Genomic DNA, 18,732 nt, shown 5'->3' on the forward strand with positions numbered 1-18,732 from the left:
AGCAACGGAGCGAATACCGGCGAGCCTCCCCGGCCGCCGCGCGTTGCTCGCATGAAAAAAGCCCCACCGAAACCGGTGGGGCTTTGCCAGGTGGGCCATGTCCTGCGTGACGCATGGCCTCTCGGGGGCAGCCCGCGCGACACGCGCGGGCTGAGGCGCTTCTTATTTCAGCCAGGCGCGCGCGTTGCGGAAAATGCGCATCCACGGGCTGAACTGGCCGCCGCTGTCGGCGTTGCCCCACTTCTCGGGCGCCCACGACATCATGACGTTGCGGGTCACGCGTTCCGGGTGCGGCATCATCACGGTGAAGCGGCCGTCGGCGGTGGTGACGGAGGTCAGGCCGCCCGGGCTGCCGTTCGGGTTGAACGGATAGGCCTCGGTGGCGTTGCCGCGGTTGTCGATGTAGCGCGCCGCTGCCAGCACGCGGCCGGCGTCGCCCTGCTGCGAGAAGTCGGCGTAGCCTTCGCCGTGCGCCACCGCGACCGGGATGCGCGCGCCTTCCATGCCGGCAAAGAAGATCGACGGCGACTTGGCCAGCTCGACCATCGACAGACGCGCCTCGTACTTCTCGGACAGGTTGCGGGTGAAGCGCGGCCAGTGCTCGGCGCCGGGGATCATCGGGGCCAGCGCGGCCATCATCTGGCAGCCGTTGCACACGCCCAGCGCGAAGGTGTCGGGGCGGGCGAAATACGCCGCGAACTGATCCGACAGCTTGCTGTTGAAGCGGATGGTGCGGGCCCAGCCCTCGCCGGCGCCCAGCACGTCGCCGTAGCTGAAGCCGCCCACGGCCACCAGGCCCTGCACCTGCGCCAGGTCGACACGGCCCGACAGCAGGTCGGTCATGTGCACGTCGACCGCGTCAAAGCCGGCGGTGTCGAAGGCCCAGCCCATTTCCACCTGGCTGTTGCAGCCCTGCTCGCGCAGGATCGCCACGCGCGGGCGCTTGCCGCTGTTGATGAACGGCGCGGCCACGTCTTCCTGCGGGTCGAAGGCCACGTTCGGGCTCATGCCCGGATCCTGCGTGTCGTTCCAGACGTCCAGCTCGGCCTGGGCGCAGGCCGGGTTGTCGCGGCGCGCCATGATGCGGTAGGAGACTTCGCTCCAGGCGCGGCCGAGGTCGGCGCGCGGCTGGCCCCAGACCTTCTTGCCGTCGCGGTAGAACTCGACCTCGTCGCCGCCGTTCAGGCCGCCGATGACGTGCGAGTGGGCCGACAGGCCGGCGCCGCGCAGCACCTGCATGACGGCGTCGCGCTGGGCGGCCGGCACCTGGATGACGGCGCCGGCTTCCTCGGCGAACAGCGCCTTGAGCGTCAGTTCGTCGCGCTGCACCGCCACCTGTTCCGGACGGATCTTGTAGTCGCCCCAATCGGCCGATTGCGGGTCGAAGGTCAGCATGTCGAGGTTGACCGAGATGCCGGTGCGGCCGGCGAAGGCCATTTCCACCAAAGTGGCGAACAGGCCGCCGTCGGAGCGGTCGTGGTAGGCCAGGATGGTGCCGGCCTCGGCCAGGGTGCGGATGGTGACGAAGAAGGCGCGCAGCGCTTCGGGCGAGTCGATGTCCGGCACGGTCTCGCCGACCTGGTTGTAGGTCTGCGCCAGGATCGAGCCGCCCATGCGGTGCAGGCCACGGCCCAGGTCGATCAGGATCAGCACGCTGTCGCCGGCGTCGGTGCGCAGTTGCGGCGTGAGGCTGGCGCGCACGTCGCCGACCGGCGCGAAGGCCGTGACGATCAGCGACACCGGCGCCACCACCTGGCGCTGCTCGCCGTCCTGTTCCCAGGAGGTCTTCATGGACAGCGAGTCCTTGCCCACCGGGATCGACAGGCCGGCGGCCTGGCACAGCTCGCTGACGGCCGACACGGTGTCGTACAGCGCGGCGTCCTGGCCCTCGACGCCGCAGGCGGCCATCCAGTTGGCGGACAGCTTGATGTCTTCCAGGCGCGCCACGTCGGCGGCGGCCAGGTTGGTCAGGGCCTCGGCCACGGCCATGCGGCCGGAGGCCGGCGCGTTCAGCATGGCGATGGGGGTGCGTTCGCCCATGGCCATGGCTTCGCCGCGGAAGCCCTGGTAGTCAGCCAGGGTGACGGCGCAGTCGGCCACCGGCACCTGCCACGGGCCGACCATCTGGTCGCGGCTGGAGAGGCCGCCGACGGTGCGGTCGCCGATGGTGATGAGGAACGACTTGTTGGCCACCGTGGGGTGGCGCAGCACGCGGTAGGCCGCTTCGGTCAGGTCGATGCCGGCCAGGTCGAGCGGCTCGGACACGCCCGGCATGCGGCGCACGTCGCGCGTCATGCGCGGCGGCTTGCCCAGGATGACGTCGATCGGCACGTCGACCGGACGCACCTCGGCCTCGCCCTGCGGACGGATCGTGTCCAGGCCGGGCAGGCCCTCGCCGTCGACCACGCGCAGTTGGCGTTCTTCGGTGGCCACGCCGACCACCGCGTAGGGGCAGCGTTCGCGGCGCGCGATGGCGTCAAAGCGCTCCAGGTCCTTGGGCAGGATCGACAGGACGTAGCGTTCCTGCGATTCATTGCTCCAGATCTCGGCGGGCGACAGGCCGGATTCTTCCAGCGGCACGCGCTTCAGATCGAAGATGGCGCCACGGCCGGCGTCGTTGACCAGTTCCGGGAAGGCGTTGGACAGGCCGCCCGCGCCGACGTCATGGATGGCGATGATGGGGTTGTTCTCGGCCTGCTGCCAGCAGCGGTCGATGACCTCCTGGGCGCGGCGTTCCAATTCGGGGTTGCCGCGCTGGACCGAGTCGAAATCCAGCTCGGCCGAGTTGCTGCCCATGCTGATGCTGGAGGCGGCGCCGCCGCCCATGCCGATGCGGAAACCCGGGCCGCCCAACTGGATCAGCAGCGCGCCGGGGGGAATCACGTCCTTGTGCGTCAGGCCGGCGTCGATGCTGCCCAGGCCGCCCGCGATCATGATGGGCTTGTGGTAGCCCCAGCGGGTGCCGCCGGCGGTCTGCTCGAACGAACGGAAATAGCCCAGCAGGTTGGGACGGCCGAATTCGTTGTTGAAGGCGGCGCCGCCGATGGGGCCGTCGATCATGATGGACAGCGGCGAGGCGATGCGGTCCGGCAGGCCGTGGTGGTCGGCTTCCCAGGGCTGCGTGGCGTCGTCGAAGCGCAGGTGCGAGACGGTGAAACCGGTCAGGCCGGCCTTGGGCTTGGAGCCGCGGCCGGTGGCGCCTTCGTCGCGGATTTCGCCGCCGGCGCCGGTCGAGGCGCCGGGGAACGGCGCGATCGCGGTCGGGTGGTTGTGCGTCTCGACCTTCATCAGGGTGTGCACGGTGGTGTCGCGGCGGATGTACTTGGCGCCATCCACGCCCTCGCCCGTCACCCCGGGCACGCCGGCCTGGAAGCGCTGCGCCGGGCCGCCGGCCATGATGGCGGCGTTGTCCGAGTAGGCCACCACGGTGCCTTCCGGCTGCGCCTTGTGGGTGGCGCGGATCATGCCGAACAGCGTGTTGGGCTGCTCCTGGCCGTCGATCACCCACTGGGCGTTGAAGATCTTGTGGCGGCAGTGTTCGCTGTTGGCCTGCGCGAACATCATCAGTTCGACGTCGGTGGGATCGCGGCCCAGGTCGCTGAACGACTTGGCCAGGTATTCGATCTCGTCATCGGACAGGGCCAGGCCCAGCGTGCTGTTGGCCTCGACCAGGGCGGCGGCGCCGCGCGCCTGCACGTCGACCGTGCGCATCGGCTTGCCGGCCAGCGGCTGGAACAGCGCCTGGCCGTCGAAGCTGGCGTCGACCACGGTTTCGGTCATGCGGTCGTGCAGGCAGTCGGCCGCGCGCGCCAGCATGTCGGCGTCGAAGGTCTTGCTGCCCAGCAGGCCGCGTTCGGGCGTGATGACGTAGCGCACGCCGCGTTCGATGCGGTGCACGGCCGACAAGCCACAGTTGTGGGCGATGTCTGTGGCCTTGCTGGCCCACGGCGAGATCGTGCCCAGGCGCGGGATCACCAGCAGCGCCAGGCTCTTGGCCGGCGCCTCGCCGGTGGCGGGGGTGCCGTAGTCCAGCAATTGGGCCAGGTGCTGCTGCTGCTCGGCCGTCAGGGCGGCGTCGGTGCTGACGAAGTGCTCGTAGCGGGCGGAAATGTCGGCCACCGGCAGGCCGGCTTCCTTCAGTTGCGCCAGCAGGCGGTCACGACGAAAGGAGGACAGGACGGAGGAACCAGGCAGATGCTGAACAAGGGACACGATGCGGGCGCCGTATATAAGGAGGGAAGCAAAAACAGGATTTTACCCCGCTTGGCGGGTTTTCCCGGACGGAAGCACGGCCCTGTCCCGATCCGGCCCGAATTCGTCCGGCTTTGGTCATTGTTACAAAAGAATTCCGCGACGAGGCGCGGGGCCTGCTGCACAGCAATATGGCGCGCAAAGCCTTGCCGCCCGCGCGGATTATGGCGGGCCCAAGGCCCGCCCCAGCACCCCGGCTATTGCGATGCACCATGTTGCGGCCATACCGCAGCGCGGGAAAACACGAACACCCGCCCTTCCGCCCCGACGGTAGGATGCAGCGACCCCATACCAAGAAAGCGCCTCGCCGCGCTGGCCGTCGCCTCACATGTCACGCCCCGAAGCCCCCGCCGAGCCCGTCGAACCGATCATCCCCGCCGAAGCAGACCCCGCCGTGAAAGTGCCGCTGGCCATCGAGGACTGGCTGGCCGTGATCCTGCTGGCGGCCTTGGCGCTGATTACCTTCCTGAACGTGCTGGTGCGCTACTTCACCGACCAGTCGTTCGCCTGGACCGAAGAGATCTCGGTGTTCCTGCTGATCGTGCTGACCATGGCCGGCGGCAGCGTCGCCTTCGTGCGCAACCACCACATCCGCATCGAGATCCTGGCCGACAACGGCTCGCCGCGGCGCCAGCGCATCATGGCGCTGATCGCCAACTTCTGCGTGCTGGCGTTCTTCGTGCTGCTGACGGTGCTGTCGGTCAAGCTGGTGTCCGATGAATTCATCTACGAGGAAACCTCGCCGGCCATCGGCGTGCCGACCTGGTGGTATTCGATCTGGCTGCCGGTGATGGCCGCCGCCATCTCGCTGCGCACCCTGGGCACGCTGCGGCGCCTGTGGAAGGCGCCGCTACCCAAGGCCGACGAGGGCCAGGCATGATCGCCGGCATCCTGTTCGCGGTCTTCATCGCGCTGATGCTGATCGGCGTGCCGGTCGGCGTGGCGCTGGGCATCGGCGGCACCGTGGCCATCGTGCTGTCCAACCTGGACACGCCCTGGTATGGCCTGCTGACCGTGCCGCAGAACTTCTACGCCGGGCTGGCCAAGTACCCGCTGCTGGCGATTCCCATGTTCGTGCTGGTCGGCTCCATCTTCGACCGCTCCGGCGTGGCCAAGCGGCTGGTGGATTTCGCCATCGCCATCGTCGGGCGCGGCCCGGGCATGCTGCCGCTGGTGTCGATCGCCGTGGCCATGTTCCTGGGCGGCATCTCCGGCTCCGGCCCGGCCTGCGCCGCCGCGGTGGGCGCGGTGATGATCGCGGCCATGTCGCGCGCCGGCTACCCGGGCTCGTTCTCGGCCTCGGTGGTGGCGGCCGGCGCGGCCACCGACATTCTGATCCCGCCATCGGTGGCCTTCATCATCTATTCGGTGCTGGTGCCCGAAGCCTCGGTGCCGGCGCTGTTCGCCGCCGGCATGGTGCCGGGCGTCCTGGCCGGCCTGGCGCTGATCGTGCCGGCCGTGTGGCTGTCGCGCAAGCACAAGATGGGCATGCTGGAAGCGCACCTGCCGCGTCCGCCGTTCTGGAAAAGCCTGCGCGAAGCCTCGTGGGGCCTGGCCGCGCCGGTGCTGATTTTGGGCGGCATGCGCATGGGCTGGTTCACGCCCACCGAGGCGGCCGTGGTCGCGGTGTTCTACGGCCTGTTCGTGGGCATGTGCATCCACCGCACCATCAAGCTGCGCGACCTGTACGTGATCCTGCGCGAGGCCGCCGAGCTGTCGGCCGTGATCATGCTGGTGGTGACCCTGGCCGGCATCTTCGCCTGGGCCCTGTCCACGCTCAGCGTGATCGACCCGATCACCCACGCCATCGTCAATTCCGGGCTGGGCGAATGGGGCGTGCTGGCGCTGCTGATCCTGCTGCTGATGACCGTCGGCATGTTCCTGGACGGCATCTCCATCTTCCTGATCTTCGTGCCGCTCCTGATGCCGATCGCCAAGGCCTACAACTGGGATCCGGTGTGGTTCGGCGTGATCCTGACGCTGAAGGTGGCGCTGGGCCAGTTCACCCCGCCGCTGGCGGTCAACCTGATGGTGTCGTGCCGCATCGCGCGCGTGCCGATGGAATCGACCGTGCGCTGGGTGGTGTGGCTGCTGGGCGCGATGTTCCTGGTGCTGGTGGCGGTGCTGGTGTTCCCGCAGTTGGCGCTGTGGCTGCCGCACAAGCTGGGCTATTGAGGGACCCGGACCGGCTCGTCCGGCATGCATTCATGACAACAACAGACAGACCCGCAAAGAGAGGAGACGCAACATGAATATCCGCAAGCTGATCGGCGCCACCCTGTGCGCCGCCGCCGTGGTTGGCCTGCCCGCCGCCGCGCAGGCGCAGAACTACAAGCCCGAATACAAGCTCTCCATCGTCGTCGGCACCACTTTCCCGTGGGGCCAGGGCGCCGAGATCTGGTCGAACCTGGTGCGCGAGCGCACGCAGGGCCGCATCAACATCAAGGTCTACCCCGGCACCTCGCTGGTGCAGGGCGACCAGACCCGCGAATTCACCGCCATCCGCCAGGGCGTGATCGACATGGCCGTCGGCTCGACCATCAACTGGTCGCCGCAGATCAAGCAACTGAACCTGTTCTCGCTGCCCTTCCTGATGCCGGACTACGCCGCCATCGACGCGCTGGTGCAGGGCGACGTGGGCAAGGAGATGTTCAAGCTGATCGAGAAGGCCGGCGTGGTGCCGCTGGCCTGGGGCGAAAACGGCTACCGCCAGCTCAGCAACTCCAAGCGCGAGATCAAGCGGCCCGAGGACATGAAGGGCATGAAGCTGCGCGTGGTCGGCTCGCCGCTGTACATCGACACGTTCACAGCGCTGGGCGCCAACCCGACCCAGATGAGCTGGGCCGACGCCCAGCCGGCGCTGGCCAGCGGCGCGGTCGACGGCCAGGAGAACCCGCTGTCGATCTACACCGGCTCCAAGCTCTACACCGTCGGCCAGAAGTACCTGACGCTGTGGAACTACGTGGCCGATCCGCTGATCTTCGTGGTCAACCGCGAGGTGTGGAATTCGTGGTCGGAGAAGGACCGCGACATCGTGCGCCAGGCCGCGCTGGACGCCGGCAAGCAGCAGATCGTGATCGCGCGCAAGGGCGTCACGCCGGAAGATCCGTCCTTGCTCAAGGAGATCGAGGGCCACGGCGTCACCGTGACCTCGCTCAGCCAGGCCGAGCACGACGCCTTCGCCAAGGTCACCCAGCCCGTCTACGACAAGTGGAAGAAGCAGATCGGCGAGGACCTGGTCAACCTGGCCGAGAAGTCCATCGCGGCGCGCAAGAAGTAATCCGGCCAGGACACGATACCGAACAAGCAGCAAGCCCCAGGGGAACGGCGGCGCAAGCCGCCAACCGAGGCAGGGACGTCAGATCCCGCCCACCAAAGACGGGCGCCGGCCACAAGCCGGCGCCCGTCGCCTTTTGGAGGGTACGTTTCGGCGGCGGGCGCCGCAACGCCGCCGCGTGGCATCGCGCTACCCCGGGTAGCGCACTTCCAGGATGTCCAGTTCCTCGATCCCGCCCGGCGTGCGCAGCACCACTGTGTCGCCCTCCCGCGCCTTGATCAGCGCCCGCGCCACCGGCGAGATCCAACTGATCTTGCCGGCCAGCGGCTCGGCCTCGTCCACGCCGACGATGGTGACGGTATGTTCCTCGCCGGCCTTGTCGGAATACAGCACCGTGGCGCCGAAGAAGACCTGGTCGCGGTTGGGCTGGGCGGCCGGGTCGACCACCTCGGCGATGTCCAGGCGCTTGGTCAGGAAACGCATGCGGCGGTCGATCTCGCGCAGGCGCTTCTTGCCGTAGAGATAGTCGCCGTTCTCGGAACGGTCGCCGTTGGACGCGGCCCACGACACCACCTGCACCACCGCCGGCCGCTCCACGTTCATCAGGTGCGTCAGCTCGCCGCGCAGGCGCTCGTAGCCTTCCGGCGTCATGTAGTTCTTGGTGCCGGCCGGCAATGCCTGGGCCTGCGGCAGGTCATCGTCGTCCTCGTTGTCGGATTCTTTGACAAATGCTTTGTTCATGGCGGCGGCGCGGTCGACGCGCGATCAGTCAATTCAAGGGCGGCATGGACACGCCATGCCAGGAGCCGGGCGGCGGCGCGCCGCCCGCGCTAGAACCAGTCGTGCCAGACCGGCTTCAGGTCCGGCGGCAGCGGGGGCAGCCGGCCCAGGTCCATGCGGCTTTCTTTCGGGCTATGGAAGTCCGACCCGCGCGAGGCCAGGAAACCATAGCGGCGCGCCACCTCGGCATACTGGCGCGCCTCTTCAACAGTGTGGCTGCCGGTCGTGACTTCGATGCCCACGCCGCCCAACTGCAGGAATTCGTCGAACAGCGCGGCGAACTGCAGCGGCGTGTACTTGTAGCGCCCCGGATGCGCGATGACGGCAATGCCGCCGGCGCCGCGGATCCAGCCGACCGCCTCGGCCAAGGTGGCCCATTGCATGGGCACGTGGCCGGGGCGGTCGTCGCCCAGGTGCTTGGTGAAGACGGTCTGCACGTCGGGACAGTAACCCGCCTCGACCAGATAGCGCGCGAAGTGCGTGCGGCTGATCAATTCCGGGTTGCCGGCGAAAGGCAGCGCGCCTTCGTAGGCGCCAGGCATGCCCATCTCGGCCAGCCGCTCGCCGATGCGGCGGGCCCGCTCGGCGCGGCCCGAACGCGTCTTGCGCAGGCCGTCGGCCAGCGCCACATTGGACGGATCGAAACGCAGGCCGACGATGTGCACCGTCAGGCCGGCCCAGGTCACCGAGATCTCGACGCCCGTGGCAAAGCGCATGCCGAGTTCACCGGCCATGGCCGCGGCCTCGGCCAGGCCGCCGATCTCGTCATGGTCGGTCAGGGCCCAGACATCGACACCGTTGGCGTGCGCACGCTGCGCCACGTCGCGCGGCGCCAGGGCGCCATCGGACACGGTGGAATGGCAATGCAAATCGATGTTGAGAACGGGCGTAGTCATGGAACCTATTGTAGAGAAGCCCCGCCCCCCTGGGTAGCGGCGCCGGCCAGCGGCGTCCCCAATTGATCGACGGGGCCGCCGAGGCGGCCGTCACGCCAACAGGAAATCCGCCACCGCTGTCACCTGGTCGTCGGCCATCAGCGTCGGCGCGTGGCCCACGGCCCGCACCTCGTAGAGCCGGGCGCGCGGATTGCGCTGGCGCATTTCGTCGACGGTGGCGCGGGTCAGCAGATCGGAATGCTCGCCGCGCACGATCAGGATCGGGCAGTCGACCGCGTCATACGAACGCCACAGGATCTGCTCGCCGGCGGCCAGTTCCTCGCCGGTCTGCAACGCCATCGGCTGCGCCAGCGCCAGGTCGTAGTGCTTGACCCACTGCCCGCCCTGCTCCGGATAGACAAAGCGCGCCAGGTGGTCCCACTGCGCGTCCGTGTGCGGGCCGAAGGTCTCGGAATTGGCACGCATGGCCGCCACCGCCTCGGCAAACGAGCCGAACGCGCCCGGTTCGCCCACGTACTGGCCGATGCGCGCCAGCGCGCCGGTCTCCAGGCGCGGGCCGACGTCGTTGAGCACCAGCTTCGACAAACGGATGCCGTCCTGCGGCGGCAGCATGCCCGCATGCGGGCGCAGCGGCAGCATCGCCCGCGCGAACGCGGCGGCGCCGGCCAGCCCCAGGCCGATCAGCCCGCCCATCGAGGTGCCGACCCAAGCCAGCGAGGCGGGCCGCAGCCGCGCCACCAGGGTGGTCATGTCGGACACGTACTGCGGCACGGTATAGAACGCCGGATTGACCAACCAGTCCGAGCGACCGCGGCCGACCACATCGGGGCACACCACGCGGAACTGCCCCGCCAGGCGCCGCGCCAGCGTATCGAAATCGCGCCCGCTGCGGGTCAGGCCATGGACGCAGACCAGCACCCGGTCATTGGCCGGATCGCCCCATTCCCAGTACGCCATGCGGTGCAGGCCCGCCGGGCTGGCGCAGGTGACGAATTCCAAACGGGGTTCCAGGCTCGCATCCAGCATCGTTGTGCTCCGAAAAACCGGCGCGCGGCCGCAATGGCGGCGCCGTGCATGGCGGGTATCTTATCGGAAGCGCGCGCCGCCGCCCGGACGCCGGCGCGGCCGCCGCGCCCCAGTCGGCGCGGGATGGCCGCTAAATGCCTCAGGCCGGACTCCTGGATACGCGCATGTCCGGCGGCAATGCGGCCAGCACCTGGTCCGCCAGGTCGTCCACGCTGGCGCGCGTATCCAGCGTCAGCACCGGGCAATGCAGTTGGCGGATCCATTCCCGGTGCTGCGCCAAAGTGCGCGTTCCCTCGGCGCCCGTGTCGTAACCGGCGGCCCATTCCAGGAAAAGGCGGCTCTTCTCACGCACCGCGGGATCGTTTTCCAGCGCCGCGCCATAGCGTTCAACCTCGCGGCGGCGCAGCCGCGCCATGCGCTCGGCCGCCGGCAGCCGCAGGAACACCACCAGCGTTAACGCGGGAATCAGGCCCTCGCCCCAGTGGTAGACCGAACCGCCGCTGAGCACCCAATCGTCATGCCCTCGCAGCCGTTCGCGGATGCGGCGCCAACGCTCCTCCTTGGGATACTTGTCGGTGAATGGCGGATCGGTCGGCAGCCAGTAGTAGTCGTCGGCTTCGAGGTGGGGCACGCCCAGGCGTGCGCCGAGCGCGGCGCCCAGCGTGGTGGCGCCGCAGCCGGACGCGCCGAAAAGATGGATGCGCGCAGCCATGGGACTCTCCTTGAGACGGATGCGACCCGGCGGAATCCGCCGGCGACAGGCACGAATGCCGCCCGGACAGGCCCGGGCGGCGCCGTTGCAGGCAACCAGTGTAGCGGCGTGCGACCGTCTGTCGGGCGCCTACGGCACCATTGGCCCCATGGTCTTTATCCTGGGCCCGGCCCTGTTGGTGGCAGGATGCGTCTGGGCCTTGCGCAGCAGCATACGTTGGTTAAGATTGGCGGGTCCCGGGTCAGCGGCCGCGGTGTCACGGCGCTGACACCCCGCTGAAATTACGATTGCCTATCGAGCCGATTCAATCATTAAATTGGATTCCATCCGCCGGTCCGGGCGAGAGTTATGCGCTTCGAGCATTGCCAGATCAGTCAGTCCAGAATTGATATGGAGCCACTATGCACCAAAGCAGTCCGACTACTCAGCTAACGCCACCCCGCGCCGACGCCGGCCCCCCCGCACCGCCCAAGGTCCTGCAGGACCTGCTGGCGCGCGCGGATGTCCGGATCAACGGCTCGCGCCCCTGGGACATCCAGGTCCATGACAAGCACATGTACGAGCGCGTCTTCGCCAGTTGGTCGCTGGGGTTGGGCGAGTCCTACATGGACGGCGAATGGGACTGCGAGCAGCTCGACGAACTCTTCACCCGCCTGCTGCGCGCCGACATGGGCTCGGCCGCGCTGGGCCTGGCGCGCGTCAAGCTGATCGCCGAACACCTGCGCCACAAGCTGTTCAACCTGCAATCCCGAAGCCGCGCCTTCGAAGTCGGCGAGCAGCATTACGACGCCGGCAACGACGTCTTCGAGGCCATGCTCGACAGCCGCATGATCTATTCCTGCGCCTTCTGGGAACAGGCCGACACGCTCGAAGCCGCCCAGGAAGCCAAGCTCGACATGATCTGCCGCAAGCTGCAGCTCAAGCCCGGCGAGACGCTGCTGGACATCGGCTGCGGCTGGGGCGGGCTGGCCAAGTTCGCGGCCGAACGCTATGGCGTCAAGGTCACCGGCATCACCGTCTCCAAGGAGCAATTGGCGCTGGCCCAGGAGCGCGTGCGCGGCCTGCCGGTGGAACTGCTGCTGCAGGACTACCGCGACCTGCAGGGCAGCTTCGACAAGGTGGTGTCGGTCGGCATGTTCGAGCACGTCGGCCCCAAGAACTACGACACCTACTTCACCAATGTGCAACGGCTGATGGCGCCCGGCGGCATCTTCCTGCTGCACACCATCGGCATCGCCTCGACCAGCCAGAGCACCGATCCCTGGATCGACCGCTACGTCTTCCCCAACGGCAAGCTGCCGTCGGCCCGCGAGATCAGCACCGCGGTCGAAGGCCGCTTCATCATCGAGGACTGGCACAACTTCGGCGCCGACTACGACCGCACGCTGATGGCCTGGTGGGACAATTTCCAGCGCGCCTGGCCGCGGTTGCAGGAGCGCTACGGCACGCGCTTCTACCGCATGTGGCAGTACTACCTGATGTGTTGCGCCGGCTTCTTCCGCTCGCGCGAGGGGCAACTGTGGCAGGTGATCCTGACGCATCCGCAGCGCCAGGAGATGTACCGGTCGCTGCGCTGAGGCGGACTCGGGGAGCGCCTTCCGGGGACCGCCTCCTCTGGAAGGCGCCGCCCGGGCTCCAGGCTGGAAATGTCGGGCCTGGCCGCTCCCCTCCAACGCGCCACGCCCGGATCGCCACGGTCGCGTCCCGCCCCGCGTCACGCGACCAGTTCGGCCGCCCGCGCCTCGGCGCCGACGCGCACCGCGTCCTCCAGAATCATCTGCGCCGCCCGCTCCGCGATCATGATGGTGGGCGAATTGGTGTTGCCCGAGGTGATCGTCGGCATGATCGACGCGTCGGCTACGCGCAAGCCTTGCAGGCCATGCACGCGCAGGCGCGCGTCCACCACCGCGCCGTCGTCGGGGCGGCGGCCCATGGCGCAGGTGCCGACGGGATGGAAGATGGTGGTGCCGATCTTGCCGGCCGCCTCGCGCAGCTCGGCCTCGCTCTGGCAGGCCGGGCCCGGCAGCCATTCCTCCGGCTGGTAGCGCTGCAAGGCCGGCGCCGCGCTGATGCGCCGCACCAGCCGGATGGCGTCGGCCGCCACCTTCAGGTCCTGTTCTTCCTTCAGGTAGTTCGGCGTGATCACCGGCGGCAGCGAACCGTCCGCGCCCTGCGCGTGCACGCTGCCGCGCGACACCGGCCGCAGATTGCAGACGCTGGCCGTGAAGGCATCGAAACCATGCAGCGGCTCGCCAAAGGCGCCCAGCGACAAAGGCTGCACGTGGAATTCCAGGTTGGCGCGCGCCTGGCCCGGATCGGACTTGGCGAACGCCCCCAACTGCGACGGCGCCATGCTCATCGGCCCGCTGCGGTTCAGCAGGTATTCCAGGCCGATGCCGGCCTTGCCCCACCAGGTCGAGGCGATGCGGTTCAGCGTCTTCACGCCGCGCACCTTCAGGATGACGCGCAGTTGCAGGTGGTCCTGCAGGTTCTCGCCCACGCCGGGCAAGGCGTGATGCAGCGCAATGCCGCTTTCGCGCAGGCGCGCCGGCTCGCCGATTCCCGACAGTTCCAGCAGTTGCGGCGTATTGACGGCGCCCGCCGCCAGCACCACCTCGCGCGCCGCGCGGATGCTGACGGTTTGCCCGTCGCGGCGCACCTGCACGCCGACGCAGCGCGTGCCCTCGAACAGCAGGCGTTCGGCGTGCGCGCCCGTCATCACCCGCAGATTGGGCCGCTCGCGCACCGGCCGCAGGAACGCCTTGGCGGTGTTCCAGCGCCAGCCGCGGCGCTGGTTCACATCGAAATAGCCGACCCCGAAGTTGTCGCCCCGGTTGAAGTCCGCCACGCGGGGGATGCCCGCCTGCTCCGCCGCGTCTGCGAAGGCGTCGAGGATGTCCCAGCGCAGCCGCTGCGCCTCGACCCGCCATTCGCCGCCGACGCCATGGAATTCATCGGCCCCGCGATAGTGGTCTTCGCTGCGCTTGAACACCGGTAGCACCTGGTCCCAGCGCCATGACGGGTCCCCGGTGGCCTCGGCCCACTCGTCGTAGTCCTGGCGCTGCCCGCGCATGTAGATCATGCCGTTGATCGACGAGCAGCCGCCCAGCACCCGGCCGCGCGGATAGATCAGCGACCGCCCGCCCAACCCAGGCTCGGCGCCGGTGCGGTACATCCAGTCGGTGCGCGGGTTGCCAATGCAGTACAGGTAGCCGACCGGAATGTGGATCCAGTGGTAGTTGTCGCGGCCGCCCGCCTCCAGCAGCAGCACGCGCGCCGCCGGGTCACGGCTCAGGCGGTTGGCCAGCACGCAGCCAGCCGACCCGGCGCCCACGATGATGTAGTCGTATGTCTCCATTTGCGCTTCTTCTTTTGAGTCTCGACTTCTTGTCAGTCACCAGTCGCTGCGCCACTGTCGCGCAGCCGGACGCCCCTGTCCAATCAATTGTTGAAAAGCGCTTTATAAGACTCTTTAATAATGGGTATCGCCCTGACGGGACCGGAGCCATGGACCTCAAGCACATCCGCACCTTCGCCGCGGTGGCGCGTGTCGGCAACCTGACGCGCGCGGCCGAACACCTGCACCTGACGCAACCTGCGCTCAGCCTGCAGCTCAAGAGCTTCCAGGAAACCCTGGACCTGCCGCTGTTCACCCGCACCGCCCAGGGCCTGGCGCCCAACGCCGATGGGCGCGCGCTGCTGCCCTCGGCCCAGCGCGTGCTGGACGCGCTCGAGGACTTCGAGCGCGCCATCGGCGCGCTGCGCGTCACGGTGCAGGGCGAACTGCGCCTGGGCACCATCCTCGACCCCGAATTCCTGCGGCTGGGCGCCACCCTGCGCCACCTGGTCCAGCACTATCCCAAGATCCGCCCCACGCTGCGCCACGGCATGTCCGGCTCGGTTGCGCGCCAGGTGCGCAACGGCGAGCTGGACGTCGGCTTTTCCCTCGGCCCGCGCGATCAGGCCAGCGGCCAGCCCGCCCTGCATGCCCTGCCGCTGGCGGCGTTCTCCTACTACGTGGTCGCTCCCAAGGGTTGGGGCCCGCAACTGGCCGGCCGCGGCTGGCACGAGATCGCCGCGCTGCCCTGGATCTGGACGCCGCCCGACTCGGTCCATCACCGCCTGCTCGCGACGAAATTCAGCGAACTGGGCGTCGCCCCCAACGCGGTCGCCGAAGTCGACCAGGAGGCCTCGATGCTGGACCTGGTGCGCTCCGGCGTCGGCCTGACCCTGGCGCGCGACTCCATCGCCCTGCGCGAATCGCAGGCGCACGGGCTGGCGCTGGCGCCGGGGCTGTCGATCGAGGCGGAACTGGCCTTCATCACGCTGGCCGCGCGGCGCGAGGAGCCGATGATCGCCGCGTCTTTCGACGCGGTGCGGGCGGCATTCGGCTGACCAGGAGAGACTCCCCGTGCGCTCACGCTTGCTCGCTATCGGCCTGGCCCTGGCCTGCGCCGCCGTCCCCGTCATGGCCGCCGCCCCCGGCAACGAAGCCGAATGGACCCGGGCCGTGCAACGCCGCCTGATCAGCCGCCTGGATTATCCGAAAGAGGCGCACCGCCTCAGCGGCCCGATCAGCCTGTCCCTGAAGATCACGGCGCTACGCAACGGCGCCATCTACGACGTCGTGGTGAGCCGGTCCTCCGGCGACGCCGCCGTCGACCAGGCCGCCGTCGCCATGGTGCGGCGCGCCGGCCCGCTGCCCGCTTTTCCGGACGCCATGACCCAGGAAAAAACCGAGCTGATGCTGCCGCTGCGCTTCCAGCAGGAAGACGACACGGCGCCCGCCACCGACCGGGGGCCGCCCGCCGACATCCCGCCGCGCCGCTACGTCGACGCCGCCACCGGCTTCAGCGTCACCGTGCCCTCGCCGCTGCGGGCCGGCCCCGCGCCCACCCGCGGCAGGTACGACGCCCAGATCGAGATCTCCAGCCCCGATGACTTCCCGCCCAGGGCGCGGGACGCCAGGTACCTGTGCCGGATCGGCTTCCAGGCCACGCGGGCTGGCGCCAAGCCCCCCGCCGCGCCGGCGCCAAGCGCGCAGGTCGCCGCCGCCGAACGCCGGCAGCGCCGGTTGGGCGGGTCCATCGAGCTGTACGACCGCTTCACCCTGGACGGCGCGCAGGGCCTGGACTACCTTGCGGCGCCGGGCCCCAGCCACCCGGACACGCTGCACTACTATGCCGACATCGTATTGCCGCAAGGCCGCGTCCGCATGGCCTGCGCCACCCAACGCGATGCCATGCCCGCCGCGATGACGATGTTCCGGCAAGTGCGCGACGGCATCGCCGCCCGGGCCCGCTGACCCGGGCGGGGGACCTGACGCATCAAGGCGGCGGCAGGTTGCCGGGCACCAGCCGCTCGGCCATGGTGAAACCGTCGATGTAGTCGCGAAAGTGCTTGAGGAAAGCCGCCTCGGCCGGACTGCGTTGCACGTCCCGGTGCCACAACAGGTGCAGGTCGACCGAACACACGCCCTCGCCGGGCGGCAGCCGCCACAACCGGCCCTCGGCGAGATCGCGCCGTACGCTGTGCTCGGGCAGGCAACCGATGCCGAAGCCGGCGACGAGCAAGCGCTTGACTTCGTCATGCTGCGTGGACGTCGCCACCACCCGCCCTGAAAACCCCCGCTGGTCGCGAAAAATCGTCAGCGGCGACAGGCTGTCGCCCAGGGCATCGCTGGCGAAAGAGACGAAGTTTTCGCCCATCAGGTCTTCGATGCGCAGGTCCTGACGACCGAACAATGCGTGGTTGCGCCCGCAGAACAGCGCGTAGCGCTGGTGCAGGAAAACCTTGTTCTCGAGCCGCTTGGGCATCTGCCGGCAAAGCGCGATGCCGGCCGTGCCCACGCGTTGCTGCATCAGCGTAACGATCTCGCTGCTGGGCAACACATCCATCTGCACCTCGATGCGCGGATAGGCCGCATGGAACGCCGCCCAGAAATCGTCATAGACCTGGGAGTGAATACGGCTGGCCACCAGCAAGTGGATGCGGCCGGTCGCCTCGACTTCCGTCTGCGAGACGTCGGTCAGCAACTGCGCGACGTTGCCATAGATGGCCTGCGCCGCGCGACACACCTCTTCACCGGCATTGGTGACGGTGAACGCCTGGTTGTGCCGTTCGATCAGGCGCCGGTCCAACTGTTCCTCCAGTCGCTTGAGCGCCTGGCTGACGGCCGATTGCGTCAGGTGCAGCTTGGCGGCCGCGCCGCTGATGCTGCGCTCCTGCACGATCACCAGGAAGGTCCGCAGCAGGTTCCAGTCGAGGCGGTCGCCGCTGCGGGCGTCGGCGGGGTGGGCGTTGTTCATCGGCGGCCTTTGCAGGGAATCGGCAAGACATCAATTTAACTTAAGTGAAAAATTAAAAATCATAAATTGACGTTATATCGAGGCGGGCGCGATAAAGACGCCTTCGAACAACGACAACACCCACAAGAGGAAACCCCATGACCGCTCCCGCCCATGCTCCGGCGGCGCGCCAACCTGTCCGGGCCGCGACCGCCGCATTCGTCGGCACCACCATCGAGTGGTACGACTTCTACATCTACGCCACGGCCGCCGCGCTGGTGTTCGGCAAAGTGTTCTTCCCCACCGCCGATCCGTTCATCAGCACCATGGCGTCGTTTGGCACGTTCGCCGCCGGCTTCCTTGCACGGCCGCTCGGCGGCGTCCTCTTCGGCCACCTGGGCGACCGTGTCGGCCGCAAGAACGCACTGATGGCGACCCTGGTCATCATGGGGCTGGCCACGGTCGGCATCGGCCTGCTGCCCAGTTATGCCACCGCCGGCCTCTGGGCGCCCGCCCTGTTGCTGCTGCTGCGCCTGGCACAGGGGCTGGCGGTTGGCGGCGAGTGGGGCGGCGCTGTATTGATGGCCGGCGAACACGCCTCGCAACGCCGCCGCACGTTCGCCGCCTCGTTCGCGCAATTGGGCAGCCCGGCCGGCCTGATCCTGTCGCTACTCGCGTTCCGGCTGCTGACCACGCTGGACGAGGCCGATTTCGTGAGCTGGGGCTGGCGCGTTCCCTTCCTGATCAGCGCGGTCCTGTTGCTGGTCGGCTATTTCATCCGCGTCGGCGTCAATGAATCGCCCGATTTCGCGAAAGTGCTAGAACGCCAGGAACGCGCCGAGATCCCGGCCAAGGAAGTGCTGCGCACCGCCTGGCGCACCGTGCTGCTGTGCATGGGGGTGTGCACCGTGGCGATCGGCGGCATCTACTTCACCAACACCTTCATGCTGTCGTACACGACCCAGACAATGGGCCTGAGCCGCACGCTGGTCCTGGACTGCCTGTTCGTGGTCGCCATCATCCAGTTCTTCGTGCAGCCGGTGGCGGCCTGGCTGGCCGACGCCGTTGGCCCCACCCGGGTCCTCATTACGGCGGCCTTCTTCTCGGTGTTGGCGCCCTATCCCATGTTCATGCTCGTGTCGCAAGGCACGCCCTACAGCATCGTCGGCGGCATCGCCATCGTGCTGGTCTTCATGGCCGCGATCTATTCCGCCATGGCCGGCTACATCAGCTCGGCGTTCCCCACCCACGTGCGTTATTCCGGCATCTCGCTGTCGTACCAGTTGTGCGGCGCGGTGGCGGGCGGCATGACGCCGCTGGTCGGCACCTGGCTGACCTACCACTACCCCGGCCAATGGCTGCCGCTGGCGATCTTCTATTCGACGCTGTCGGCGATCACGCTCGTGTCGATCTGGGCCCTGGCCGGCCACAAGCGCCGCCTGGCGCTGGAAGTCACCCCCGCTGCCGCGGCCTGAGCCGCCCCGCTTCTCCTTCTTTCAGGAA

Annotated in this window: 14 protein-coding genes; 7 read left to right on the forward strand and 7 right to left on the reverse strand. The window is 68.6% G+C overall.

Features of this window, described 5'->3' with window-relative positions; genetic code table 11:
* Positions 1 to 162: 162 nt before the first annotated feature.
* The gene (gene purL, locus AAID08_RS17020; protein WP_395756691.1) at positions 163 to 4,212 is read right to left on the reverse strand and encodes a phosphoribosylformylglycinamidine synthase; all 4,050 of its coding nucleotides are present in this window, start codon (positions 4,210 to 4,212) and stop codon (positions 163 to 165) included.
* Between the two features lie 367 nt (positions 4,213 to 4,579).
* Between purL and AAID08_RS17025 the strand changes: the two genes are divergently transcribed.
* The 3 genes from AAID08_RS17025 (at position 4,580) to AAID08_RS17035 (ending at position 7,531) form a co-directional block, all read left to right on the forward strand.
* On the forward strand, positions 4,580 to 5,131 hold the full coding sequence (locus AAID08_RS17025) for a TRAP transporter small permease (RefSeq protein WP_064526842.1): 552 nt from the start codon (positions 4,580 to 4,582) through the stop codon (positions 5,129 to 5,131).
* Positions 5,128 to 6,426: a TRAP transporter large permease gene (locus tag AAID08_RS17030; RefSeq protein ID WP_064526845.1), complete on the forward strand. Its 1,299-nt coding sequence runs from the start codon at positions 5,128 to 5,130 to the stop codon at positions 6,424 to 6,426. The genes AAID08_RS17025 and AAID08_RS17030 overlap by 4 nt, the downstream gene beginning before the upstream one ends.
* Before the next feature lie 73 nt (positions 6,427 to 6,499).
* Positions 6,500 to 7,531, forward strand: coding sequence for a DctP family TRAP transporter solute-binding subunit (locus tag AAID08_RS17035; protein WP_395756692.1), 1,032 nt, complete (start codon positions 6,500 to 6,502; stop codon positions 7,529 to 7,531).
* A 186-nt stretch (positions 7,532 to 7,717) separates the two neighbouring features.
* Here AAID08_RS17035 and greB read toward each other — a convergent pair whose 3' ends face one another.
* From greB to AAID08_RS17055, 4 genes are all read right to left on the reverse strand, one after another.
* Positions 7,718 to 8,269 (reverse strand): transcription elongation factor GreB, encoded by a 552-nt coding sequence (gene greB / locus AAID08_RS17040; RefSeq protein WP_049073253.1) that lies wholly within the window; start codon positions 8,267 to 8,269, stop codon positions 7,718 to 7,720.
* Positions 8,270 to 8,358: 89 nt separating this feature from the next.
* A complete protein-coding gene (locus AAID08_RS17045) occupies positions 8,359 to 9,204 on the reverse strand; it encodes a 3',5'-nucleoside bisphosphate phosphatase (RefSeq protein WP_054502213.1) in 846 nt (281 codons plus the stop codon).
* Between the two features lie 90 nt (positions 9,205 to 9,294).
* The gene (locus AAID08_RS17050) at positions 9,295 to 10,230 is read right to left on the reverse strand and encodes an alpha/beta fold hydrolase (protein WP_395756693.1); all 936 of its coding nucleotides are present in this window, start codon (positions 10,228 to 10,230) and stop codon (positions 9,295 to 9,297) included.
* 139 nt (positions 10,231 to 10,369) lie between these two features.
* Positions 10,370 to 10,942 carry a hypothetical protein gene (locus AAID08_RS17055; protein ID WP_395756694.1) on the reverse strand — a complete coding sequence of 191 codons (573 nt, stop codon included), beginning with the start codon at positions 10,940 to 10,942 and terminating at the stop codon, positions 10,370 to 10,372.
* Between the two features lie 401 nt (positions 10,943 to 11,343).
* On the opposite strand from AAID08_RS17055, the gene cfa reads away from it, so the two are divergent.
* Positions 11,344 to 12,519, forward strand: coding sequence for a cyclopropane fatty acyl phospholipid synthase (gene cfa, locus AAID08_RS17060; RefSeq protein ID WP_054502210.1), 1,176 nt, complete (start codon positions 11,344 to 11,346; stop codon positions 12,517 to 12,519).
* A 137-nt stretch (positions 12,520 to 12,656) separates the two neighbouring features.
* On the opposite strand, the gene AAID08_RS17065 is transcribed toward cfa, so the two are convergent.
* Positions 12,657 to 14,300 (reverse strand): GMC family oxidoreductase, encoded by a 1,644-nt coding sequence (locus AAID08_RS17065; protein ID WP_395756695.1) that lies wholly within the window; start codon positions 14,298 to 14,300, stop codon positions 12,657 to 12,659.
* 149 nt (positions 14,301 to 14,449) lie between these two features.
* Here AAID08_RS17065 and AAID08_RS17070 point away from each other — a divergent pair, with 149 nt between their 5' ends.
* Entirely contained in the window at positions 14,450 to 15,337 is an 888-nt protein-coding gene (locus tag AAID08_RS17070; protein WP_054502208.1) for a LysR family transcriptional regulator, read from the forward strand.
* Positions 15,338 to 15,353: 16 nt separating this feature from the next.
* Complete coding sequence (locus AAID08_RS17075) at positions 15,354 to 16,247, forward strand: TonB family protein (protein ID WP_175142806.1); 894 nt, start codon at positions 15,354 to 15,356, stop codon at positions 16,245 to 16,247.
* A 22-nt stretch (positions 16,248 to 16,269) separates the two neighbouring features.
* Here the strand turns inward: AAID08_RS17075 and AAID08_RS17080 are convergent, their stop codons facing one another.
* Complete coding sequence (locus AAID08_RS17080) at positions 16,270 to 17,250, reverse strand: LysR family transcriptional regulator (RefSeq protein ID WP_054502206.1); 981 nt, start codon at positions 17,248 to 17,250, stop codon at positions 16,270 to 16,272.
* A 137-nt stretch (positions 17,251 to 17,387) separates the two neighbouring features.
* On the opposite strand from AAID08_RS17080, the gene AAID08_RS17085 reads away from it, so the two are divergent.
* On the forward strand, positions 17,388 to 18,704 hold the full coding sequence (locus AAID08_RS17085) for an MFS transporter (RefSeq protein WP_175166780.1): 1,317 nt from the start codon (positions 17,388 to 17,390) through the stop codon (positions 18,702 to 18,704).
* The last annotated feature ends 28 nt before the right edge of the window (positions 18,705 to 18,732 follow it).

Source organism: Achromobacter sp. EB05 (assembly GCF_044232075.1).
GTDB lineage: Bacteria > Pseudomonadota > Gammaproteobacteria > Burkholderiales > Burkholderiaceae_B > Achromobacter > Achromobacter dolens.

What these genes read in the sequence shown, in the direction of transcription:
- AAID08_RS17025 (WP_064526842.1), top strand. Translation starts at nt 4,580, where the DNA reads ATGTCACGCCCCGAAGCCCCCGCCGAGCCCGTCGAACCGATCATCCCC.
- AAID08_RS17030 (WP_064526845.1), top strand. Translation starts at nt 5,128, where the DNA reads ATGATCGCCGGCATCCTGTTCGCGGTCTTCATCGCGCTGATGCTGATC.
- AAID08_RS17035 (WP_395756692.1), top strand. Translation starts at nt 6,500, where the DNA reads ATGAATATCCGCAAGCTGATCGGCGCCACCCTGTGCGCCGCCGCCGTG.
- greB (WP_049073253.1), bottom strand. Translation starts at nt 8,269, where the DNA reads ATGAACAAAGCATTTGTCAAAGAATCCGACAACGAGGACGACGATGAC.
- AAID08_RS17045 (WP_054502213.1), bottom strand. Translation starts at nt 9,204, where the DNA reads ATGACTACGCCCGTTCTCAACATCGATTTGCATTGCCATTCCACCGTG.
- AAID08_RS17050 (WP_395756693.1), bottom strand. Translation starts at nt 10,230, where the DNA reads ATGCTGGATGCGAGCCTGGAACCCCGTTTGGAATTCGTCACCTGCGCC.
- AAID08_RS17055 (WP_395756694.1), bottom strand. Translation starts at nt 10,942, where the DNA reads ATGGCTGCGCGCATCCATCTTTTCGGCGCGTCCGGCTGCGGCGCCACC.
- cfa (WP_054502210.1), top strand. Translation starts at nt 11,344, where the DNA reads ATGCACCAAAGCAGTCCGACTACTCAGCTAACGCCACCCCGCGCCGAC.
- AAID08_RS17065 (WP_395756695.1), bottom strand. Translation starts at nt 14,300, where the DNA reads ATGGAGACATACGACTACATCATCGTGGGCGCCGGGTCGGCTGGCTGC.
- AAID08_RS17070 (WP_054502208.1), top strand. Translation starts at nt 14,450, where the DNA reads ATGGACCTCAAGCACATCCGCACCTTCGCCGCGGTGGCGCGTGTCGGC.
- AAID08_RS17080 (WP_054502206.1), bottom strand. Translation starts at nt 17,250, where the DNA reads ATGAACAACGCCCACCCCGCCGACGCCCGCAGCGGCGACCGCCTCGAC.
- AAID08_RS17085 (WP_175166780.1), top strand. Translation starts at nt 17,388, where the DNA reads ATGACCGCTCCCGCCCATGCTCCGGCGGCGCGCCAACCTGTCCGGGCC.